Origin of the sequence: Citrobacter sp. RHBSTW-00570, assembly GCF_013739755.1 — a bacterium.
Lineage (GTDB): Bacteria > Pseudomonadota > Gammaproteobacteria > Enterobacterales > Enterobacteriaceae > Citrobacter > Citrobacter braakii.
Genome location: NZ_CP056399.1, coordinates 4,788,502 through 4,809,948 on the forward strand (window position 1 = coordinate 4,788,502; position 21,447 = coordinate 4,809,948).

At 51.4% G+C, this 21,447-nt stretch carries 12 protein-coding genes, 6 tRNA genes, 2 rRNA genes and 1 pseudogene; 2 read left to right on the forward strand and 19 right to left on the reverse strand.

All coding sequences use genetic code 11. The features are described 5' to 3' along the window. Positions 1-86: 86 nt before the first annotated feature. From rpoC to HV237_RS22795, 13 genes are all read right to left on the reverse strand, one after another. Positions 87-4,310 carry a DNA-directed RNA polymerase subunit beta' gene (gene rpoC, locus HV237_RS22735; RefSeq protein WP_016155301.1) on the reverse strand — a complete coding sequence of 1,408 codons (4,224 nt, stop codon included), beginning with the start codon at positions 4,308-4,310 and terminating at the stop codon, positions 87-89. A 76-nt stretch (positions 4,311-4,386) separates the two neighbouring features. Next, the gene (gene rpoB / locus HV237_RS22740; protein ID WP_003033111.1) at positions 4,387-8,415 is read right to left on the reverse strand and encodes a DNA-directed RNA polymerase subunit beta; all 4,029 of its coding nucleotides are present in this window, start codon (positions 8,413-8,415) and stop codon (positions 4,387-4,389) included. A gap of 320 nt (positions 8,416-8,735) precedes the next feature. Next, positions 8,736-9,101, reverse strand: coding sequence for a 50S ribosomal protein L7/L12 (gene rplL / locus HV237_RS22745; RefSeq protein ID WP_000028882.1), 366 nt, complete (start codon positions 9,099-9,101; stop codon positions 8,736-8,738). Between the two features lie 66 nt (positions 9,102-9,167). Continuing rightward, complete coding sequence (rplJ, locus tag HV237_RS22750) at positions 9,168-9,665, reverse strand: 50S ribosomal protein L10 (protein ID WP_005132895.1); 498 nt, start codon at positions 9,663-9,665, stop codon at positions 9,168-9,170. Positions 9,666-10,023: 358 nt separating this feature from the next. Then, complete coding sequence (gene rplA / locus HV237_RS22755) at positions 10,024-10,731, reverse strand: 50S ribosomal protein L1 (RefSeq protein ID WP_016155300.1); 708 nt, start codon at positions 10,729-10,731, stop codon at positions 10,024-10,026. Between the two features lie 3 nt (positions 10,732-10,734). Then, on the reverse strand, positions 10,735-11,163 hold the full coding sequence (gene rplK, locus HV237_RS22760; RefSeq protein WP_003033122.1) for a 50S ribosomal protein L11: 429 nt from the start codon (positions 11,161-11,163) through the stop codon (positions 10,735-10,737). Between the two features lie 155 nt (positions 11,164-11,318). Then, complete coding sequence (gene nusG, locus HV237_RS22765) at positions 11,319-11,864, reverse strand: transcription termination/antitermination protein NusG (protein WP_003033125.1); 546 nt, start codon at positions 11,862-11,864, stop codon at positions 11,319-11,321. Position 11,865: 1 nt separating this feature from the next. Then, positions 11,866-12,249, reverse strand: coding sequence for a preprotein translocase subunit SecE (gene secE, locus HV237_RS22770; protein ID WP_003033128.1), 384 nt, complete (start codon positions 12,247-12,249; stop codon positions 11,866-11,868). 230 nt (positions 12,250-12,479) lie between these two features. After that, positions 12,480-13,664, reverse strand: coding sequence for an elongation factor Tu (tuf, locus tag HV237_RS22775; protein ID WP_003031109.1), 1,185 nt, complete (start codon positions 13,662-13,664; stop codon positions 12,480-12,482). A gap of 118 nt (positions 13,665-13,782) precedes the next feature. Beyond that, positions 13,783-13,858: transfer RNA gene (locus HV237_RS22780), tRNA-Thr, on the reverse strand. Between the two features lie 5 nt (positions 13,859-13,863). Next, positions 13,864-13,938: transfer RNA gene (locus HV237_RS22785), tRNA-Gly, on the reverse strand. Positions 13,939-14,052: 114 nt separating this feature from the next. Continuing rightward, positions 14,053-14,137 (reverse strand) — tRNA-Tyr (locus HV237_RS22790). Between the two features lie 8 nt (positions 14,138-14,145). Next, positions 14,146-14,221, reverse strand: a tRNA-Thr gene (locus HV237_RS22795). A gap of 19 nt (positions 14,222-14,240) precedes the next feature. On the opposite strand from HV237_RS22795, the pseudogene HV237_RS26255 reads away from it, so the two are divergent. Continuing rightward, positions 14,241-14,309, forward strand: a pseudogene (locus HV237_RS26255) (hypothetical protein); the annotation flags it as partial. Positions 14,310-14,610: 301 nt separating this feature from the next. Further along, positions 14,611-15,561 (forward strand): type I pantothenate kinase, encoded by a 951-nt coding sequence (gene coaA, locus HV237_RS22800; protein ID WP_003031107.1) that lies wholly within the window; start codon positions 14,611-14,613, stop codon positions 15,559-15,561. A 32-nt stretch (positions 15,562-15,593) separates the two neighbouring features. On the opposite strand, the gene birA is transcribed toward coaA, so the two are convergent. The 6 genes from birA to HV237_RS22830 all read right to left on the reverse strand — a co-directional run bounded on the left by birA (position 15,594) and on the right by HV237_RS22830 (position 21,422). Beyond that, on the reverse strand, positions 15,594-16,556 hold the full coding sequence (gene birA / locus HV237_RS22805) for a bifunctional biotin--[acetyl-CoA-carboxylase] ligase/biotin operon repressor BirA (protein WP_047359269.1): 963 nt from the start codon (positions 16,554-16,556) through the stop codon (positions 15,594-15,596). Beyond that, the gene (gene murB, locus HV237_RS22810; RefSeq protein ID WP_047359268.1) at positions 16,553-17,581 is read right to left on the reverse strand and encodes a UDP-N-acetylmuramate dehydrogenase; all 1,029 of its coding nucleotides are present in this window, start codon (positions 17,579-17,581) and stop codon (positions 16,553-16,555) included. The genes birA and murB overlap by 4 nt, the downstream gene beginning before the upstream one ends. A gap of 251 nt (positions 17,582-17,832) precedes the next feature. After that, a 5S ribosomal RNA gene (gene rrf, locus HV237_RS22815) occupies positions 17,833-17,948 on the reverse strand. A gap of 98 nt (positions 17,949-18,046) precedes the next feature. Next, positions 18,047-20,953, reverse strand: a 23S ribosomal RNA gene (locus tag HV237_RS22820). Positions 20,954-21,161: 208 nt separating this feature from the next. Beyond that, positions 21,162-21,237, reverse strand: a tRNA-Ala gene (locus tag HV237_RS22825). Positions 21,238-21,345: 108 nt separating this feature from the next. Next, positions 21,346-21,422 (reverse strand) — tRNA-Ile (locus HV237_RS22830). Positions 21,423-21,447 lie beyond the last annotated feature (25 nt).

A 21,447-nucleotide genomic window follows, 5' to 3' on the forward strand; every position in this document is an offset into this window, starting at 1 on the left:
GCCTTATCCGGCCAACATAATACATCTTAAATCCATCGACATAAAAAAACCCGCCGAAGCGGGTTTTTTATTAGCGTCAGCAACGATTAATCGTTGTCAGAACCGCCCAGGCCTGCGTTCAGCAGTTCTGCCAGGCTGGCAGACGCATCTTCAGCAGTCACCTGCGGAGCAGCTGGCAGTTCGCCCGCTGCGCGGCGGCGCATACGATCCTGGTGGTACGCATAACCGGTACCCGCCGGGATCAGACGACCCACGATAACGTTCTCTTTCAGACCGCGCAGTTCATCACGTTTACCTGCAACAGCGGCTTCGGTCAGGACACGCGTAGTTTCCTGGAACGATGCTGCAGAGATGAAGGACTCGGTTGCCAGAGACGCTTTGGTGATACCCAGCAGATCGCGGGAGAATGTTGCACCCACTTTGCCGTTCGCTTCCAGATCGCGGTTAGCAATCTTGACGCGAGAGTATTCAACCTGCTCGCCTTCCAGGAAGTCGGAGCTACCAGCGCTTTCGATGGTGGCTTTACGCAGCATCTGACGAACGATAACTTCGATGTGCTTATCGTTAATCTTAACGCCCTGCAGACGGTATACGTCCTGAACTTCGTTAACGATATAACGAGTTACAGCATGCACACCACGCAGACGCAGGATGTCGTGCGGCGCTTCCGGACCGTCGGAAACAACGTCACCACGTTCTACACGTTCACCTTCGAACACGTTGAGCTGACGCCATTTCGGAATCATCTCTTCGTACGGCTCGCTACCGTCTACCGGGGTGATAACCAGACGACGTTTACCTTTGGTTTCTTTACCGAAGGAAATGATGCCGCTGATCTCAGCCAGGATTGCCGGCTCTTTCGGACGACGTGCTTCGAACAGGTCCGCAACGCGCGGCAGACCACCGGTGATATCCTTGGTACCGCCGGATTCCTGCGGAACACGCGCCAGGGTGTCACCAGAACTGATCTGTACGCCATCTTCCAGCTGAACAATCGCTTTACCCGGCAGGAAGTACTGAGCAGGCATATCGGTGCCTGGGATCAGAACGTCGTTGCCCTGAGCATCAACAATTTTCAGTGCCGGACGCAGGTCTTTACCACCCGCAGTACGTTCTGCAGAATCCAGAACCACCAGAGAAGACAGACCGGTCAGCTCGTCGGTCTGACGAGTAATGGTCTGGCCGTCGATCATGTCAGTAAAGCGGACGAAACCACTCACTTCGGTGATAACCGGCATGGTGTGCGGATCCCAGTTCGCTACGGTTTCGCCGCCAGCAACCTGTTCGCCATCACCTTTCGCCATAACGGAGCCGTAAGGCACTTTATAGCTTTCTTTGGTACGGCCGAATTCGTCGATCAGTTTCAGTTCGGTGTTACGTGAGGTGATAACCAGTTTACCGCTGGAGTTAACAACCGACTTCGCATTGCTCAGACGGATGCTACCTTTGTTTTTCACCTGGATGCTGGATTCAGCAGCCGCACGAGATGCCGCACCACCGATGTGGAACGTACGCATCGTCAGCTGTGTACCCGGTTCACCGATGGACTGTGCCGCGATAACGCCGATTGCTTCACCTTTATTGATGATGTGGCCACGCGCCAGGTCACGACCGTAACAGTGCGCACATACACCAAAGTCGGTGTCACAGGATACAACGGAACGGACCTTGACGGAGTCAACGGAGTTCTCTTCCAGCAGGTCACACCACTGTTCGTGCAGCAGCGTGTTGCGTGGAACCAGAATATCCGCCGTGCCCGGCTTCAGAACGTCTTCAGCAGTCACACGACCCAGAACGCGATCGCGCAGCGGTTCTTTAACATCACCACCCTCGATAACCGGGGTCATGGTGATACCTTCCAGCGTGCCGCAATCGTCTTCAGTAACAACCAAGTCCTGCGCAACGTCAACCAGACGACGGGTCAGATAACCGGAGTTCGCTGTTTTCAGTGCGGTATCCGCCAGACCTTTACGAGCACCGTGAGTAGAGATGAAGTACTGGAGTACGTTCAGACCTTCACGGAAGTTCGCGGTGATTGGCGTTTCGATGATGGAGCCATCTGGCTTAGCCATCAGACCACGCATACCAGCCAGCTGACGAATCTGTGCTGCAGAACCACGCGCACCGGAGTCGGCCATCATGTAGATGCTGTTGAAGGAAACCTGCTGCTCTTCTACGCCGTCACGGTTAATCACGGTTTCGGTTTGCAGGTTATCCATCATCGCTTTGGATACACGATCGTTCGCCGCAGCCCAGATATCGATAACTTTGTTATAGCGTTCGCCCGCGGTTACCAGACCAGACTGGAACTGCTCCTGGATCTCAGCAACTTCAGCTTCCGCTTCAGAGATGATCTCGTGTTTCTTCTCTGGGATGACCATGTCATCAATACCAACAGATGCACCTGAACGCGCTGCATAAGCAAAGCCGGTGTACATTGTCTGGTCAGCGAAGATAACGGTCGGTTTCAGGCCCAGAATGCGGTAACAGGTGTTCAGCATTTTGGAGATTGCTTTCTTGCCCAACGCCTGGTTGACGATGGAGAAAGGCAGACCTTTCGGTACGATCATCCACAGAATGGCGCGACCAACGGTCGTGTCTTTCAGGCTGGTGTGCGCAACGAATTCGCCGTTTTCATCTTTTTCGTATTCAGTGATACGCACTTTAACGCGCGCATGCAGAGAGGCCAGACCTGCGCGATAGATACGCTCAGCTTCTTTCGGGCCAGTCAGCACCATGCCTTCGCCTTTGGCGTTAACACAGTCACGGGTCATGTAGTACAGACCCAATACAACGTCCTGAGACGGAACGATGATAGGTTCGCCGTTCGCCGGAGACAGGATGTTGTTGGTAGACATCATCAGCGCACGCGCTTCGAGCTGGGCTTCCAGCGTCAGCGGTACGTGAACAGCCATCTGGTCACCATCGAAGTCGGCGTTATATGCCGCACAAACCAGCGGGTGCAGCTGGATAGCTTTACCTTCGATCAGTACCGGTTCAAATGCCTGGATACCCAGACGGTGCAGGGTTGGTGCACGGTTCAGCAGTACCGGGTGTTCGCGGATAACTTCGTCCAGGATATCCCAAACGACAGCTTCTTCACGCTCAACCATTTTCTTAGCGGCTTTGATGGTGGTGGCCAGGCCACGCAGTTCCAGCTTGCCGTAAATGAACGGTTTGAACAGTTCCAGTGCCATTTTCTTCGGCAGACCGCACTGATGCAGACGCAGGTATGGACCTACGGTGATTACAGAACGACCGGAGTAGTCAACACGCTTACCGAGCAGGTTCTGACGGAAACGACCCTGTTTACCTTTGATCATATCGGCCAAAGATTTCAGAGGACGTTTGTTAGAACCGGTGATCGCACGACCACGACGACCGTTATCCAGCAGGGCGTCAACCGCTTCCTGCAGCATACGTTTTTCGTTACGTACGATAATGTCCGGCGCAGCCAGATCCAGCAGACGTTTCAGACGGTTGTTACGGTTGATCACGCGACGGTACAGATCGTTCAGATCTGATGTTGCGAAACGACCACCATCCAGCGGAACCAGCGGACGCAGATCTGGCGGCAGAACCGGCAGAACGGTCAGGATCATCCACTCTGGCTTGTTGCCAGACTGTACGAATGCTTCCAGCAGTTTGATACGTTTGGTCAGCTTCTTACGCTTGGTTTCGGAGTTGGTTTCGTTCAGCTCTTCGCGCAGAGTTTCGCACTCTTGCTCCAGATCCATGCTCTTCAGCAGGGCCTGGATTGCTTCCGCACCCATCTTCGCGTCGAATTCGTCACCGAACTCTTCCAGCGCGTCCAGATACTGCTCTTCAGTCAGGATCTGTTGACGTTCCAGGTTAGTCATACCGCCTTCGATAACCACATAAGATTCGAAGTACAGTACGCGTTCGATATCGCGCAGCGGCATATCGAGCAGCAGACCGATACGGGACGGCAGAGATTTCAGGAACCAGATGTGAGCGGTCGGAGACGCCAGCTCGATGTGGCCCATACGCTCACGGCGTACTTTAGTCTGGGTCACTTCAACGCCGCACTTCTCACAGATCACACCACGGTGTTTCAGGCGCTTGTACTTACCGCACAGGCACTCATAGTCTTTTACCGGCCCAAAGATACGGGCGCAGAAAAGGCCGTCACGTTCAGGTTTGAACGTACGGTAGTTGATGGTTTCCGGCTTCTTAACTTCACCGAAAGACCATGAACGGATCATGTCTGGCGAGGCCAGAGCAATTTTGATCGCATCAAACTCTTCGGTTTTAGTCTGCGCTTTCAGAAACTTTAATAAATCTTTCACGGATTTGCTCCCGTCGGAGTTAGCACAATCTGGCGCTGGCTGTTACGCCAGCACCAGTGACCTGTTTGATCGAGAGTTACTCGTCTTCCAGCTCGATGTTGATACCCAGCGAACGAATCTCTTTCAACAGTACGTTGAAGGATTCCGGCATGCCTGGTTCCATCTGATGGTTGCCGTCCACGATGTTTTTATACATCTTAGTACGACCGTTCACGTCATCAGACTTAACGGTGAGCATTTCCTGCAGGGTGTATGCCGCGCCGTATGCTTCAAGCGCCCACACTTCCATCTCCCCGAAGCGCTGACCACCGAACTGAGCCTTACCACCCAGCGGCTGCTGAGTAACCAGGCTGTAAGAACCGGTAGAACGCGCATGCATCTTGTCATCAACCAGGTGGTTCAGTTTCAGCATGTACATGTAGCCAACGGTAACCTGGCGCTCGAACTGCTCACCGGTACGACCGTCGAACAGTGTGATCTGACCGGAAGTCGGCAGGCCACCCAGCTGTAACAGTTCCTTGATTTCAGACTCTTTCGCACCGTCGAACACCGGCGTTGCGATCGGCATACCTTTTTTCAGGTTTTCAGCCAGACGCAGAACTTCTTCATCGCTGAAGGTATTCAGGTCAACTTTCTGACGAACATCTGAACCCAGATCGTAAGCACGCTGGATGAATTCGCGCAGTTTCGCGACTTCCTGCTGCTGTTTCAGCATGGCGTTGATCTTATCGCCGATACCTTTCGCAGCCATACCCAGGTGGGTTTCAAGGATCTGACCGATGTTCATACGCGATGGTACGCCCAGCGGGTTCAGCACGATATCTACCGGCGTACCGTTAGCATCGTGTGGCATATCTTCGATCGGGTTGATCTTAGAGATTACACCCTTGTTACCGTGACGACCTGCCATCTTATCACCAGGCTGGATCCGACGTTTAACCGCCAGATAAACCTTAACAATCTTCAGCACGCCCGGTGCCAGATCGTCGCCCTGAGTGATTTTACGGCGTTTCGCTTCGAGTTTTTTCTCGAACTCGTGTTTCAGTTCGTCGTACTGCTCAGCTAGTTGTTCCAGCTGATTTTGTTTCTCTTCGTCGGTCAGGCCGAGTTCTAACCAGCGATCGCGCGGCAGTTTGTCGAGCTTCTCAGCTTCAACACCACCGGAAACCAGCACAGCGTAGATACGGCTGAACAGGCCAGCTTCGAGGATTTGCAGTTCTTCAGACAGGTCTTTTTTCGCCTGCTTCAGCTGCATCTCTTCGATTTCCAGCGCACGTTTGTCTTTTTCTACGCCATCGCGAGTAAAGACCTGAACGTCGATAATTGTACCGGAAACACCGTTTGGCACGCGCAGAGAAGAGTCTTTAACGTCAGACGCTTTCTCACCGAAGATCGCACGCAGCAGCTTCTCTTCTGGCGTCAGCTGGGTTTCACCTTTCGGCGTTACCTTACCAACCAGAATGTCGCCACCGGTTACTTCCGCGCCGATATAAACGATACCGGATTCATCCAGTTTGGAGAGCGCAGCTTCACCCACGTTCGGGATGTCAGCGGTGATCTCTTCCGGCCCCAGCTTGGTGTCACGGGACACACATGCCAGTTCCTGAATGTGGATGGTGGTGAAACGGTCTTCCTGGACAACACGCTCAGATACGAGGATGGAGTCTTCGAAGTTGTAACCATTCCATGGCATGAATGCCACGCGCATGTTCTGACCGAGCGCCAGTTCACCGAGATCGGTGGACGGACCGTCTGCCAGCACATCACCACGTTCAACCGGCTCGCCCAGAGATACGCAAGGCATCTGGTTGATACAGGTGTTCTGGTTAGAACGGGTGTATTTGGTCAGGTTATAAATGTCGATACCTGCTTCGCCCGGGTACATCTCGTCTTCGTTAACTTTGATAACGATACGGGAAGCATCCACGTACTGGACGGTACCGCCACGTTTAGCAACTGCGGTAACACCGGAGTCGACGGCAACAGCACGTTCCATACCGGTACCAACCAGCGGCTTATCAGCACGCAGAGTCGGAACCGCCTGACGTTGCATGTTCGCACCCATCAATGCACGGTTGGCGTCATCGTGTTCCAGGAACGGGATCAGGGACGCACCGACGGATACCACCTGCTGGGTGGATACGTCCATGTAGTCAACCTGGTCACGGCTGAACAAGCTGGATTCGCCTTTGCTACGGCAGGTAACCAGATCTTCTACAAAGTGGCCTTCGTCATCCAGGTTGGAGTTCGCCTGAGCGATAACGTAGTTGCCTTCTTCGATAGCTGACAGGTAATGAATTTCGTCAGTTACAACACCGTCGGTCACTTTACGGTACGGAGTCTCGAGGAAGCCGTATTCGTTAGTCTGTGCGTACACAGACAAGGAGTTGATCAGACCGATGTTCGGACCTTCAGGCGTTTCGATTGGACATACGCGACCGTAGTGAGTCGGGTGTACGTCTCGAACTTCGAAGCCTGCGCGTTCACGGGTCAAACCGCCTGGGCCGAGTGCAGAGATACGACGTTTGTGCGTAATCTCAGACAGCGGGTTGTTCTGGTCCATAAACTGAGACAGCTGGCTGGAACCAAAGAACTCTTTCACTGCTGCAGAAATCGGCTTAGCGTTGATCATATCCTGAGGCATCAGGGTATCCAGATCGCCCAGAGACAGACGCTCTTTCACCGCACGCTCAACACGTACCAGGCCAACGCGGAACTGGTTTTCCGCCATTTCGCCTACGGAACGGATACGACGGTTACCGAGGTGGTCGATATCATCGACTTCGCCTTTACCGTTACGGATATCGATGAGCTTCTTCATCACTTCGATGATGTCATCTTTGCTCAGGATACCGGAACCTTCGATTTCGTCGCGCAGCAGAGAACGGTTGAACTTCATACGACCAACCGCAGACAGGTCATAGCGGTCTTCGGAGAAGAACAGGTTCTCGAACAGGCTTTCAGCAGCTTCACGCGTCGGCGGCTCACCAGGGCGCATCATGCGGTAGATTTCTACCAGCGCGCTCAGACGATCGTTGGTTGGGTCGACACGTACAGTTTCAGAAATGTACGGACCGTGGTCCAGATCGTTGGTGAACAGCGTTTCGATACGCTTGTGGCCAGACTGGCTCAGCTTAGCCAGCAGATCCAGACTCAGCTCCATGTTAGCTGCGCAGATCAGCTCGCCAGTAGATTCGTCAACGTAGTCTTTAGCCGCAACTTTACCAGCAATGTATTCAACCGGAACTTCGATATGTTTGATATCGTCTTTTTCCAGCTGGCGAATGTGGCGCGCAGTGATGCGACGGCCTTTTTCGACGTAGACTTTGCCGTTAGCTTCGATGTCAAAGGAGGCGGTTTCACCACGCAGGCGTTCCGGCACCAGTTCCATCTGCAGCTTGTTGTCACGAATTTCGAAAACAACTTTCTCAAAGAATAGGTCAAGGATCTGCTCAGTGGTGTAGTTCAGTGCACGCAGAATAATGGTCGCAGGCAGTTTACGGCGACGGTCAATACGTACGAACAGGTTGTCCTTCGGATCGAATTCGAAGTCCAGCCAGGAACCACGGTAAGGGATGATACGCGCGTTATACAGCACTTTACCCGAAGAGTGGGTTTTACCTTTGTCGGAGTCAAAGAAGACGCCAGGACTACGGTGCAGCTGAGAAACGATAACACGCTCAGTACCGTTGATAACAAAGGTACCGTTGTCTGTCATGAGCGGAATTTCGCCCATGTAGACTTCTTGTTCTTTAATGTCTTTTACGGTGCCTTCCGGCGCTTCGCGCTCGTAGATCACCAGGCGCAGTTTTACGCGCAACGGTGCGGAATAGGTCACGCCACGGATCTGACATTCCTGAACGTCAAACACCGGTTCGCCAAGGCGGTAGCTGACGTATTGCAGCTCGGAATTACCGCTGTAGCTCTGAATCGGGAAAACGGAACGGAAAGCTGCTTCCAGACCATACTGCCCTTCAGGATCTTGCTCGATGAACTTCTGAAACGAGTCAAGCTGGATAGAAAGGAGATAAGGTATGTCCAACACTTGCGGACGTTTACCAAAATCCTTACGAATACGTTTTTTCTCGGTATAGGAGTAAACCATTAGGGTTCCTCAGCTCGCTGACAAGTCGACCCATCTGTCCGACGAAGGGACAGTTTGTGCAACACTATTTTGTTGACCGGAAAATCGAATACTTTCCGCAATGCCTGTTGCTATCACGCTTAAACCATTTCATTGCGATTTACACAGAACTGACGTTCTGTCGCAGTATATTAAGACGTCGATAGAAACAAGCATTGAAAGGCACAGCAGTAGTCAAACAGTGTGAAATGCTACTGGCGCCTTACAGCGCAAAAAGGCTGGTGACTAAAAAGTCACCAGCCATCAGCCTAATTTCTTAGGCTGCAACCAGAAAAGTTGGCTTATTTAACTTCAACTTCAGCGCCAGCTTCTTCCAGAGATTTTTTCAGTGCTTCTGCGTCGTCTTTGCTCACGCCTTCTTTCAGCGCAGCCGGTGCAGATTCTACCAGGTCTTTAGCTTCTTTCAGACCCAGGCCAGTTGCGCCACGTACTGCTTTGATAACAGCAACTTTGTTAGCGCCAGCAGCTTTCAGAATTACGTCGAATTCAGTTTTTTCTTCAGCAGCTTCAGCCGGGCCAGCAGCTACAGCTACAGCAGCAGCAGCAGAAACACCGAATTTTTCTTCCATTGCAGAAATCAGTTCTACAACGTCCATTACGGACATAGCGGATACTGCTTCAATGATTTGATCTTTAGTGATAGACATTTAAATTGTTCCTGAAAATCAGAATAAGTTTATACGTAAGCAGATGCTTTACAAAGATAACTGCGATTAAGCAGCTTCTTTCGCATCGCGTACAGCAGCCAGAGTACGAACCAGTTTGCCAGCCGAAGCTTCTTTCATGGTTGCCATCAGGCGTGCAATTGCTTCTTCGTAGGTCGGCAGAGTTGCCAGGCGATCGATATTCGATGCCGTAATCAACTCACCTTCAAAGGCTGCGGCTTTGACCTCAAATTTTGCATTCGCTTTCGCGAACTCTTTGAACAGACGAGCAGCAGCGCCCGGGTGTTCCATAGAGTATGCAATCAGGGTCGGACCAACAAACGTGTCTTTCAGGCACTCGAACTGAGTACCTTCAACGACGCGGCGCAGCAGGGTGTTACGAACAACACGCATGTATACGCCAGCTTCACGACCTGCTTTACGCAGTTCAGTCATTTTATCTACAGTTACGCCACGGGAATCCGCAACTACTGCAGACAGCGCGCCTTTGGCTACTTCGCTGACTTCAGCAACAATCGCTTGTTTGTCTTGAAGATTTAAAGCCATTAGCTTTGCTCCTGGATGTTTGCCGGAACTCATGTTCCGGAACTCACTTCACTCCCCCCAACGGAGAGAGCGTCTAAATACGGTGAGCAGAAACAAGCCAGAGTATCAGAAATAATCTTAGCGTTCTGTCACCGTCTACGCAGGGCATTAAGTTTCTTACGAAACACCTGCGGTCTTCGACGGAGGCCTGGATTAGGCCAGGCTCCAACGAACAAATCTTTTCTATCTGTCGCTATTCAATCTGTAGTGGCGTTGACTGCCTTGCCACAGCCTGAATATCTCAGATATACGTCTGCAATTAGCAGAATACGTGGGGGTAAGATTGTAGACAAAATCACCGCCCACGTAAAGGCGAATATTAGTTCGCCACAGTCGCAGTCAGACCGGACTGATCAACGGCAACGCCAGCACCCATGGTGGTGGAGATGCTAACTTTCTTGATGTACACGCCTTTTGCCTGAGTCGGTTTTGCTTTTTTCAGCGCAACCAACAGAGCTTCCAGGTTTTCTTTCAGTTTGTCAGCGTCAAAATCCACTTTACCGATGGTGGTGTGAATGATGCCGTTTTTGTCGTTACGGTAACGAACCTGACCAGCTTTAGCATTCTTAACAGCTTCAGCAACGTTAGGAGTTACAGTACCAACTTTCGGGTTTGGCATCAGGCCGCGCGGACCCAGAACCTGACCCAGTTGGCCAACAACGCGCATTGCATCCGGGGAAGCAATAACAACGTCAAAGTTCATTTCGCCTTTCTTGATCTGTTCAGCCAGATCTTCCATACCTACCAGCTCAGCGCCTGCAGCTTTAGCAGCTTCAGCGTTTGCACCCTGGGTAAATACGGCTACGCGAACGGAACGGCCAGTACCGTGCGGCAGTACAGTTGCACCACGTACGTTCTGGTCAGATTTACGAGCATCGATGCCGAGGTTAACAGCAACGTCCACGCTTTCTACGAATTTAGCAGTGGCCAGCTCTTTCAGCAGAGCGATAGCTTCGTTGATGTCATACTGCTTAGTAGCATCAACTTTGTCACGGATCACGGACATGCGCTTGGTCAGTTTAGCCATTTCTTAGTCCTCCACTACCAGGCCCATGGAACGTGCAGTACCTTCAATGGAGCGAGTCATCGCTTCAATGTCGGAACCAGTCATGTCGGCAGCTTTGGTCTGCGCGATTTCCTGCAGCTGAGCGCGGGAAATTTTACCCACTTTGTCTTTGTTCGGCTTGCCGGAACCAGACTTGATACCAGCCGCTTTCTTCAGCAGAACTGCTGCCGGAGGCGTTTTGGTAACGAAAGTGAAAGAACGGTCAGCGTAAACGGTGATAACAACCGGGATTGGCAGACCTTTTTCCATGGAATCAGTTTTAGCGTTGAACGCTTTGCAGAATTCCATGATGTTCACGCCTTGTTGACCCAGTGCAGGACCTACCGGCGGACTCGGGTTAGCCATACCAGCTGCAACCTGCAGCTTGACATAGGCTTGGACTTTCTTAGCCATTCTAAATTCCTCTAGTTGGGTTATAACGCCTCAAGGAGGCTCCCCGTGATTAAATTCGTTTTACGGATAGGATCCATAAAAACAAAAGGCGCGAAATTGTATTCCAATCTCGCGCCTTGTGCAACGATTAAATCGTCGCTTTTTTGATCGGGGTGTTAGGCTTTTTCAACCTGAGCGAAGTCCAGTTCAACCGGAGTCGCACGACCGAAGATAGATACGGAAACTTTCAGACGAGACTTCTCGTAGTCCACTTCTTCAACCACGCCGTTAAAGTCAGCGAACGGACCGTCGCTAACGCGAACCATTTCACCTGGCTCAAACATCGTTTTCGGACGCGGCTTGTCGCCAACCTGCTGCAGACGGTTCATGATCGCATCAACTTCTTTGTCGCTGATCGGCGCCGGACGGTCAGAAGTACCGCCGATAAAGCCCATCACACGCGGCACGCTGCGCACCAGGTGCCAGCTTGCGTCATTCATCACCATCTGGACCAATACATAGCCCGGGAAGAATTTACGTTCGCTCTTGCGACGCTGGCCGCCACGGATTTCAACCACTTCTTCGGTCGGCACCATGACTTCGCCAAACAGCTCTTCCATATTTTGTAACTTGATATATTCGCGCAGCGATGTAGCTACGCGGCCTTCAAAACCGGAAAACGCCTGAACGACGTACCAGCGCTTTTTAGGGGCTTCAGACATCTTAGAACCTCAGGCCAGTGATAAAGGATACCAGGCGAACCAGAATACCATCCAGTCCCCACAGGATCAGTGACATTACTGCGGTAACCGCAGCCACAATTAATGTGGTGTGCAATGTTTCCTGGCGAGTTGGCCAAATGACCTTACGGACTTCGGTTCTCGCTTCACGGGCAAAAGCAACGGTCGCTTTACCTTTTGTTGTCAACAGCGCGACACCACCCGCTGCGGCAATCAGAATCACTACGGCCAGCGCACGCAGCGGCAGCATCATGTCACGATAGAGGTAGTTGCCAACGATAGCTACAAGCAGCAATACAGCGACAACAACCCACTTCATCGCTTCCAGGCCGCGCCCGCTTCCTTGAGCTTCGGTATTCGCACTCATAAACCAACCTGTCAGAAGTATTCTACAAACATTTTCACCCCGCGTAAGCGAGGCGATCCAAACCGAAATGCTCTGGTGCGTTTCGGACTAAACGCCCTCTTCAGAGCCTGTCTCAGCAATGATTATGACAAATAAAATCACTGATGAGCCAGGTTCTGGTGTGAAAGCGTGCAAAAAGGGCATCAAATGATGCCCTTTTATTGCGCATTGCGTCAAATGTTATTCGGCAATTAGCTCATTACTTTGGCAACAACGCCCGCACCAACAGTACGGCCGCCTTCACGGATTGCGAAACGCAGACCGTCGTCCATCGCGATTGGGTGGATCAGGGTAACAACCATTTTGATGTTGTCGCCCGGCATTACCATCTCAACGCCTTCCGGCAGTTCGATGGTACCAGTCACGTCAGTAGTACGGAAGTAGAACTGCGGACGGTAGCCTTTGAAGAACGGAGTATGACGGCCGCCTTCATCTTTGGACAGAATGTACACTTCAGATTCGAACTTGGTGTGCGGCTTGATAGAGCCCGGCTTAGCCAGTACCTGACCACGTTCGATTTCTTCACGTTTGATACCACGCAGCAGAACACCAACGTTCTCACCAGCACGGCCTTCGTCCAGCAGTTTGCGGAACATTTCAACGCCAGTACAGGTAGACTTAGCAGTCTCTTTGATACCAACGATTTCAACTTCTTCACCAACTTTGATGATACCGCGCTCTACACGACCGGTAACAACGGTACCACGACCGGAGATGGAGAATACGTCTTCGATAGGCAGCAGGAACGGCTTGTCAATCGCACGCTCTGGTTCTGGGATGTAAGAATCCAGGAAGCCAGCCAGTTCGATGATTTTCGCTTCCCACTCTGCTTCGCCTTCCAGCGCTTTCAGAGCAGAACCACGAACGATCGGAGTGTCGTCGCCCGGGAAATCGTACTGAGACAGAAGTTCACGAACTTCCATTTCTACCAGTTCCAGCAGCTCTTCGTCATCAACCATGTCGCATTTGTTCAGGAACACGATGATGTACGGAACGCCTACCTGACGACCCAGCAGGATGTGCTCACGAGTCTGCGGCATCGGGCCGTCAGTCGCAGCAACAACCAGGATCGCGCCGTCCATCTGCGCAGCACCGGTGATCATGTTTTTAACATAGTCGGCGTGGCCCGGGCAGTCTACGTGTGCGTAGTGGCGAGTCGGGGTGTCATATTCAACGTGAGAAGTGTTGATGGTGATACCACGAGCTTTTTCTTCCGGCGCGTTATCGATCTGGTCGAATGCACGAGCAGCACCGCCGTAGGTTTTAGCCAGTACGGTAGTGATTGCAGCGGTCAGCGTTGTTTTACCATGGTCAACGTGGCCGATAGTACCGACGTTAACGTGCGGTTTTGTACGTTCAAATTTTTCTTTAGACATCGATTGTCCCTCTAAGACACGGATAAATCGGTGATATCACCACATCAACCAGGCCATATGCCTGAGCTGTTGAATGCTTTTAAAAGTAAACAGAGAGAAACGGGAAGGAGAAGTGAAGTGGTGCTGATACCCAGAGTCGAACTGGGGACCTCACCCTTACCAAGGGTGCGCTCTACCAACTGAGCCATATCAGCACGTCTGGAGCGGGCAGCGGGAATCGAACCCGCATCATCAGCTTGGAAGGCTGAGGTAATAGCCATTATACGATGCCCGCATCCTGAAACTCGGCTACCCAGTTCTTTCTGTAATAAAAAAGAGATTTCTCTCTTTTTTATTCGAGCTGATTAATTTTTTAACCAACTCAGGCGGCGATAACGCTGCCAGAAAGTGGTGGTGGGGGAAGGATTCGAACCTTCGAAGTCTGTGACGGCAGATTTACAGTCTGCTCCCTTTGGCCGCTCGGGAACCCCACCGGACTTGATGGTGCCGACTACCGGAATCGAACTGGTGACCTACTGATTACAAGTCAGTTGCTCTACCTACTGAGCTAAGTCGGCATCAAGTAGCGCGCATTTTATGGAGACATGCGCACTCATGCAACTAAAAAATTGCATAAAATGTTCTATCGCTCACATTTTGCGCTATACGACCGATAAATAATCTATTTCTTCTTCGAATTGAACAAATTTCCAACGTCAGCCGCGCTCCCAGAAGGCATTTTGCTCCAGCATGCCGTTATCAATAGAGAGAAAGTGCATCTTTATACATCTGGAATAGCCGTCACATTGCGTTTCAGGGGACGATTTTTTCTTATTATTCCCTCCCATCTGGTGTTACCCTCCTGCCCATTGTCCAAATTAACTGAAATGTGCGTGCCATTGCGTACCGGGGATGATTTCGTTTTTTACCGCAGACCTGATATAGCAATGACAGCCAGACCATGCGTATGAGTATAAAAGAGCAAGCGTTAACGTCGCCTTACCTACAGTTTGATCGCAACCAGTGGGCTGCGCTTCGTGATTCCGTGCCGATGACTCTGACCGAGGAAGAGATTGCTCGTCTGAAAGGCATTAACGAAGACTTATCGCTGGAAGAAGTTGCTGAGATTTATTTGCCATTATCGCGTTTGCTAAATTTTTACATCAGTTCGAACCTGCGGCGTCAGGCTGTGCTGGAGCAATTTTTAGGCACCAACGGCGAGCGTATTCCTTATATTATTAGCATTGCTGGCAGCGTCGCCGTCGGCAAAAGTACGACTGCACGTGTGTTGCAAGCGTTGCTGAGTCGCTGGCCCGAGCATCGTAAGGTTGAGCTGATCACTACTGACGGTTTTCTTCATCCTAACCAGGTGTTGAAAGATCGTGGGCTCATGAAGAAGAAAGGCTTTCCTCAGTCCTATGATATGCACCGTCTGGTTAAATTCGTTTCCGATTTAAAGTCTGGCGTCCCCAACGTTACAGCACCGGTCTATTCTCATCTGATCTATGATGTGATCCCTGATGGCGACAAAACCGTTGCCCAGCCCGACATATTAATCCTCGAAGGGCTCAATGTATTACAAAGCGGGATGGACTATCCTCACGATCCACATCATGTATTTGTTTCTGACTTTGTCGACTTTTCTATTTATGTTGATGCGCCAGAAGAATTACTCCAGACGTGGTATATCAACCGCTTCCTGAAATTCCGCGAAGGGGCATTTACCAACCCAGACTCTTATTTCCATAACTATGCGAAATTGTCGGAAGACGAGGCAATCAACACGGCTACATCGCTATGGAAAGAAATCAACTGGTTGAATTTAAAACAGAATATTTTACCAACGCGTGAGCGAGCCAGCTTAATCATGACGAAAAGCGCCAATCATGCCGTTGAGCAAGTCAGATTACGAAAATAAAAAATAAAGGGGAGCCATAGCTCCCCTTCTTATTATTCAGCGCTTCTAAGCGATATTTCCCCACCCATCCAGGCTTTTATCACGCCATTTTGTTCGAGTAGTAATGCACCTTGCGCATCTATTCCACGAGATACGCCAAATATTTCTTTATCACCAATAATGAGTTTAACGGGACGGTCGATAAAGTTATCCAGCGCCCTCCAGCGGGACAAATACGGCGCCAGGCCCTCATGCTCAAACAGTACCAGGGCAGCGCGCAGCTCTCGGATCAGCCGGGCAGCCAGAGTATTGCGGTCAATGGTAATACCCGCTTCCTGCAGATTAATCCAGCCTTGATTAACCACATTCTCCTCAACCCGACGCATAGACATGTTTATACCCGCCCCAATAACAATCTGTGCGGCATCGCCCGTTTTTCCGGTGAGTTCAACCAGGATCCCTGCCAGTTTACGGTCGAGCAAATAGAGGTCGTTCGGCCATTTAACACGTACTTTATCCGCGCCCAGATCGCGTAAAACCTCAGCCATGACAATACCAATCACCAGGCTCAGGCCAATCGCGGCTGCCGGTCCTTGTTCCAGTCGCCAGAACATTGAAAGGTACAGATTGGCGCCAAAGGGAGAGAACCATTTACGTCCACGACGACCACGACCGGCCTGCTGATACTCAGCGACGCAGGCATCCCCTGACTCCAGTTGACCAATTCGATCCATAAGGTACTGATTGGTTGAGTCGATAACCGGCAGGACCGTTATATTCCCGCCATCCAGCTGAGAATAAATAAGTGATGAATCTAATAGCTGGATAGGTTCAGGTAAGCTGTATCCTTTACCAGGGACAGTAAATACATCAACACCCCAGTCACGTAGCGTCTGGACATGTTTATTGATTGCCGCACGGCTCATTCCCAGCTTTTCACCGAGTTGCTCACCAGAGTGAAATTCGCCATCGGCTAATAATGAAATAAGCGTCAGGGGGACGGTATTATCCTTCATGCAACGATCTCCACGGCATTCACTTCACCCAGTGGGCCAATAAACCGGACTTCCGGTTCAAGCCAGACATTGAATTTCTCACCGACTTTTTGGCGTACGTGATGCGCCAGTTGCACCACATCCTGACTCGTAGCATGGCCTGCATTGATCAGCACCAGTGCCTGCTGCTGATGTACCGCTGCGCCACCAATGCGCATGCCTTTTAGCTGACATTGATCGATAAGCCAGCCAGCAGCCAGTTTCACAGAGCCATCAGCCTGCGGGTAATGAGGTGCAGTCGGGAATTTCACCAGGAGCTCCTGCGCAATGTCCGCGGTGACAACCGGGTTTTTAAAGAAACTCCCCGCATTCCCGTTTACTTTTGGATCGGGCAGTTTTGTGGTGCGCATATGGCAAACAGAATCAAAAACCTGCCGAGGCGTTACCGTGGCAGGATCAAGACGCGTCAGGTCACCGTATGTGAGAACGGGTTGCCACTGTTTAGGTAAGCGCAGACCAACAGCTACAATCGCAAAACGATCCTGATACTCATGTTTGAAGATACTGTCACGGTAACCAAATCGGCATTCTGCGGCGCTGACGCGCAGATGTTTGCCGGTCGAAAGCTCTACGCAGTCCACGTATTCGCAGACGCGCCGCAGTTCTACGCCATAGGCACCAATATTCTGGATTGGCGATGAACCCACGCAGCCGGGGATCAGCGCCAGATTTTCCAGCCCGGGCATGCTTTGCTGCAGCGTATGCTCTACCAGATGATGCCAGTTTTCACCCGCGCCTACGTGCAAATGCCACGCATCAGGTTGTTCTGTAATCGCTATTCCCTTGATACGGTTGACGATCACCGTTCCATGGAAGGCATCAAGAAACAGGACGTTACTCCCTTCGCCCAGGATTAGCACTGGATGATGTGATGCATTGGCTGATTGCCAGGCATTTAGTAGTTGTTGCGCATTTTCAGCACAGACAAGCACATTAGCTTGTTGATCGATACCGAAGGTGTTCCAGGCTTTAAGGGAGTGATTCATAGACGCTTTCCTGATGCAAAATCGCGCTTAGTTTACCGTATATGCAGCGGGATGGCTTGTGTTATGGAAGCTTAGGATGTTGCTTTGCAACCGATGAGGCTGCAATCACAGGCAGAATAAGGTTTACAGGCGCTGTATCCGGTAATAACAGACGCTGGCCGGATAAGGCGGCACGCCGCATCCGGCAGTTCTCACTCCCTGCAGACGCAAAGAAGCCCATCCGGCAGGATGGGCTTCTTTACTTATTTGATGCCTGGCAGTTCCCTACTCTCGCATGGGGAGACCCCACACTACCATCGGCGCTACGGCGTTTCACTTCTGAGTTCGGCATGGGGTCAGGTGGGACCACCGCGCTACAGCCGCCAGGCAAATTCTGTCTATCAACACACCTCTCGGGTCTGTCGATGTAATCTGTAATCAAGCTGAATTTCGATGTCTCTTTCGCCAAAACACCTTCGGCGTTGTAAGGTTAAGCCTCACGGTTCATTAGTATCGGTTAGCTCAACGTATCGCTACGCTTACACACCCGACCTATCAACGTCATAGTCTTCAACGTTCCTTCAGGACCCTTAAAGGGTCAGGGAGAACTCATCTCGGGGCAAGTTTCGTGCTTAGATGCTTTCAGCACTTATCTCTTCCGCATTTAGCTACCGGGCAATGCCATTGGCATGACAACCCGAACACCAGTGATGCGTCCACTCCGGTCCTCTCGTACTAGGAGCAGCCCCCCTCAATTCTCCAGCGCCCACGGCAGATAGGGACCGAACTGTCTCACGACGTTCTAAACCCAGCTCGCGTACCACTTTAAATGGCGAACAGCCATACCCTTGGGACCTACTTCAGCCCCAGGATGTGATGAGCCGACATCGAGGTGCCAAACACCGCCGTCGATATGAACTCTTGGGCGGTATCAGCCTGTTATCCCCGGAGTACCTTTTATCCGTTGAGCGATGGCCCTTCCATTCAGAACCACCGGATCACTAAGACCTGCTTTCGCACCTGCTCGAGCCGTCACTCTCGCAGTCAAGCTAGCTTATGCCTTTGCACTAACCTCCTGATGTCCGACCAGGATTAGCTAACCTTCGTGCTCCTCCGTTACTCTTTAGGAGGAGACCGCCCCAGTCAAACTACCCACCAGACACTGTCCGCAACCCGGATTACGGGTCTACGTTAGAACACCAGCCATTAAAGGGTGGTATTTCAAGGTTGGCTCCATGCAGACTGGCGTCCACACTTCAAAGCCTCCCACCTATCCTACACATCAAGGACCAGTGTTCAGTGTCAAGCTATAGTAAAGGTTCACGGGGTCTTTCCGTCTTGCCGCGGGTACACTGCATCTTCACAGCGAGTTCAATTTCACTGAGTCTCGGGTGGAGACAGCCTGGCCATCATTACGCCATTCGTGCAGGTCGGAACTTACCCGACAAGGAATTTCGCTACCTTAGGACCGTTATAGTTACGGCCGCCGTTTACCGGGGCTTCGATCAAGAGCTTCTCCTTACGGATAACCCCATCAATTAACCTTCCGGCACCGGGCAGGCGTCACACCGTATACGTCCACTTTCGTGTTTGCACAGTGCTGTGTTTTTAATAAACAGTTGCAGCCAGCTGGTATCTTCGACTGATTTCAGCTCCATGAGTAAATCACTTCACCTACATATCAGCGTGCCTTCTCCCGAAGTTACGGCACCATTTTGCCTAGTTCCTTCACCCGAGTTCTCTCAAGCGCCTTGGTATTCTCTACCTGACCACCTGTGTCGGTTTGGGGTACGATTTTGTGTTACCTGATGCTTAGAGGCTTTTCCTGGAAGCAGGGCATTTGTTACTTCAGCACCGTAGTGCCTCGTCATCACACCTCAGCGTTAACAAGACTCCGGATTTACCTGGAATCTCCGCCTACATGCTTAAACCGGGACAACCGTCGCCCGGCTAACATAGCCTTCTCCGTCCCCCCTTCGCAGTAACACCAAGTACAGGAATATTAACCTGTTTCCCATCGACTACGCCTTTCGGCCTCGCCTTAGGGGTCGACTCACCCTGCCCCGATTAACGTTGGACAGGAACCCTTGGTCTTCCGGCGTGCGGGTTTTTCACCCGCATTATCGTTACTTATGTCAGCATTCGCACTTCTGATACCTCCAGCAACCCTCACAGGCCACCTTCAACGGCTTACAGAACGCTCCCCTACCCAACAACACATAGTGTCGCTGCCGCAGCTTCGGTGCATGGTTTAGCCCCGTTACATCTTCCGCGCAGGCCGACTCGACCAGTGAGCTATTACGCTTTCTTTAAATGATGGCTGCTTCTAAGCCAACATCCTGGCTGTCTGTGCCTTCCCACATCGTTTCCCACTTAACCATGACTTTGGGACCTTAGCTGGCGGTCTGGGTTGTTTCCCTCTTCACGACGGACGTTAGCACCCGCCGTGTGTCTCCCGTGATAACATTCTTCGGTATTCGCAGTTTGCATCGGGTTGGTAAGTCGGGATGACCCCCTAGCCGAAACAGTGCTCTACCCCCGAAGATGAATTCACGAGGCGCTACCTAAATAGCTTTCGGGGAGAACCAGCTATCTCCCGGTTTGATTGGCCTTTCACCCCCAGCCACAAGTCATCCGCTAATTTTTCAACATTAGTCGGTTCGGTCCTCCAGTTAGTGTTACCCAACCTTCAACCTGCCCATGGCTAGATCACCGGGTTTCGGGTCTATACCCTGCAACTTAACGCCCAGTTAAGACTCGGTTTCCCTTCGGCTCCCCTATTCGGTTAACCTTGCTACAGAATATAAGTCGCTGACCCATTATACAAAAGGTACGCAGTCACCCCATAAAGAGGCTCCCACTGCTTGTACGTACACGGTTTCAGGTTCTTTTTCACTCCCCTCGCCGGGGTTCTTTTCGCCTTTCCCTCACGGTACTGGTTCACTATCGGTCAGTCAGGAGTATTTAGCCTTGGAGGATGGTCCCCCCATATTCAGACAGGATACCACGTGTCCCGCCCTACTCTTCGAGTTCACAACACATGCACTTTTGTGTACGGGACTATCACCCTGTACCGTCGGACTTTCCAGACCGTTCCACTACCACACATGCTGATTCAGACTCTGGGCTGCTCCCCGTTCGCTCGCCGCTACTGGGGGAATCTCGGTTGATTTCTTTTCCTCGGGGTACTTAGATGTTTCAGTTCCCCCGGTTCGCTTCATTACGCTATGTATTCACGTAATGATAGTGTGACGAATCACACTGGGTTTCCCCATTCGGAAATCGCCGGTTATAACGGTTCATATCACCTTACCGACGCTTATCGCAGATTAGCACGTCCTTCATCGCCTCTGACTGCCAGGGCATCCACCGTGTACGCTTAGTCGCTTAACCTCACAACCCGAAGATGTTTCGTAAAACACTTCAGTGTTGCGAAAATTTGAGAGACTCGGACACACCGCTTTTCATTTCTTGTTTACGGAGAAATGAAACAGTGTGTCGTTTCAATTTTCAGCTTGATCCAGATTTTTAAAGAGCAAAACTTCGCAGTGAACCTTTTCAGGTACACTCTGAAGTTTTCTTGTGTTTTTGCAGTAAGGGATGGTGGAGCTATGCGGGATCGAACCGCAGACCTCCTGCGTGCAAGGCAGGCGCTCTCCCAGCTGAGCTATAACCCCATCGTAAATGCTAATCTCTGTACCCTAATTCGTTTCCGGGCAAGGCGCGGTGGTGCGAAGCATACTGAAGTATGCGAGCATCGCCGTAACACAGCACGGAGGCGAATTTGGTAGGCCTGAGTGGACTTGAACCACCGACCTCACCCTTATCAGGGGTGCGCTCTAACCACCTGAGCTACAAGCCTGCAGAGATTTTCTTACTGCTAATTT

Bases quoted from the DNA above. Each gene is read 5' to 3' on its own strand.
- tuf (WP_003031109.1), bottom strand. From the start codon at position 13,664: ATGTCTAAAGAAAAATTTGAACGTACAAAACCGCACGTTAACGTCGGT.
- rplJ (WP_005132895.1), bottom strand. From the start codon at position 9,665: ATGGCTTTAAATCTTCAAGACAAACAAGCGATTGTTGCTGAAGTCAGC.
- rplK (WP_003033122.1), bottom strand. From the start codon at position 11,163: ATGGCTAAGAAAGTCCAAGCCTATGTCAAGCTGCAGGTTGCAGCTGGT.
- rplA (WP_016155300.1), bottom strand. From the start codon at position 10,731: ATGGCTAAACTGACCAAGCGCATGTCCGTGATCCGTGACAAAGTTGAT.
- nusG (WP_003033125.1), bottom strand. From the start codon at position 11,864: ATGTCTGAAGCCCCTAAAAAGCGCTGGTACGTCGTTCAGGCGTTTTCC.
- murB (WP_047359268.1), bottom strand. From the start codon at position 17,581: ATGAATCACTCCCTTAAAGCCTGGAACACCTTCGGTATCGATCAACAA.
- birA (WP_047359269.1), bottom strand. From the start codon at position 16,556: ATGAAGGATAATACCGTCCCCCTGACGCTTATTTCATTATTAGCCGAT.
- rplL (WP_000028882.1), bottom strand. From the start codon at position 9,101: ATGTCTATCACTAAAGATCAAATCATTGAAGCAGTATCCGCTATGTCC.
- coaA (WP_003031107.1), top strand. From the start codon at position 14,611: ATGAGTATAAAAGAGCAAGCGTTAACGTCGCCTTACCTACAGTTTGAT.
- rpoB (WP_003033111.1), bottom strand. From the start codon at position 8,415: ATGGTTTACTCCTATACCGAGAAAAAACGTATTCGTAAGGATTTTGGT.
- secE (WP_003033128.1), bottom strand. From the start codon at position 12,249: ATGAGTGCGAATACCGAAGCTCAAGGAAGCGGGCGCGGCCTGGAAGCG.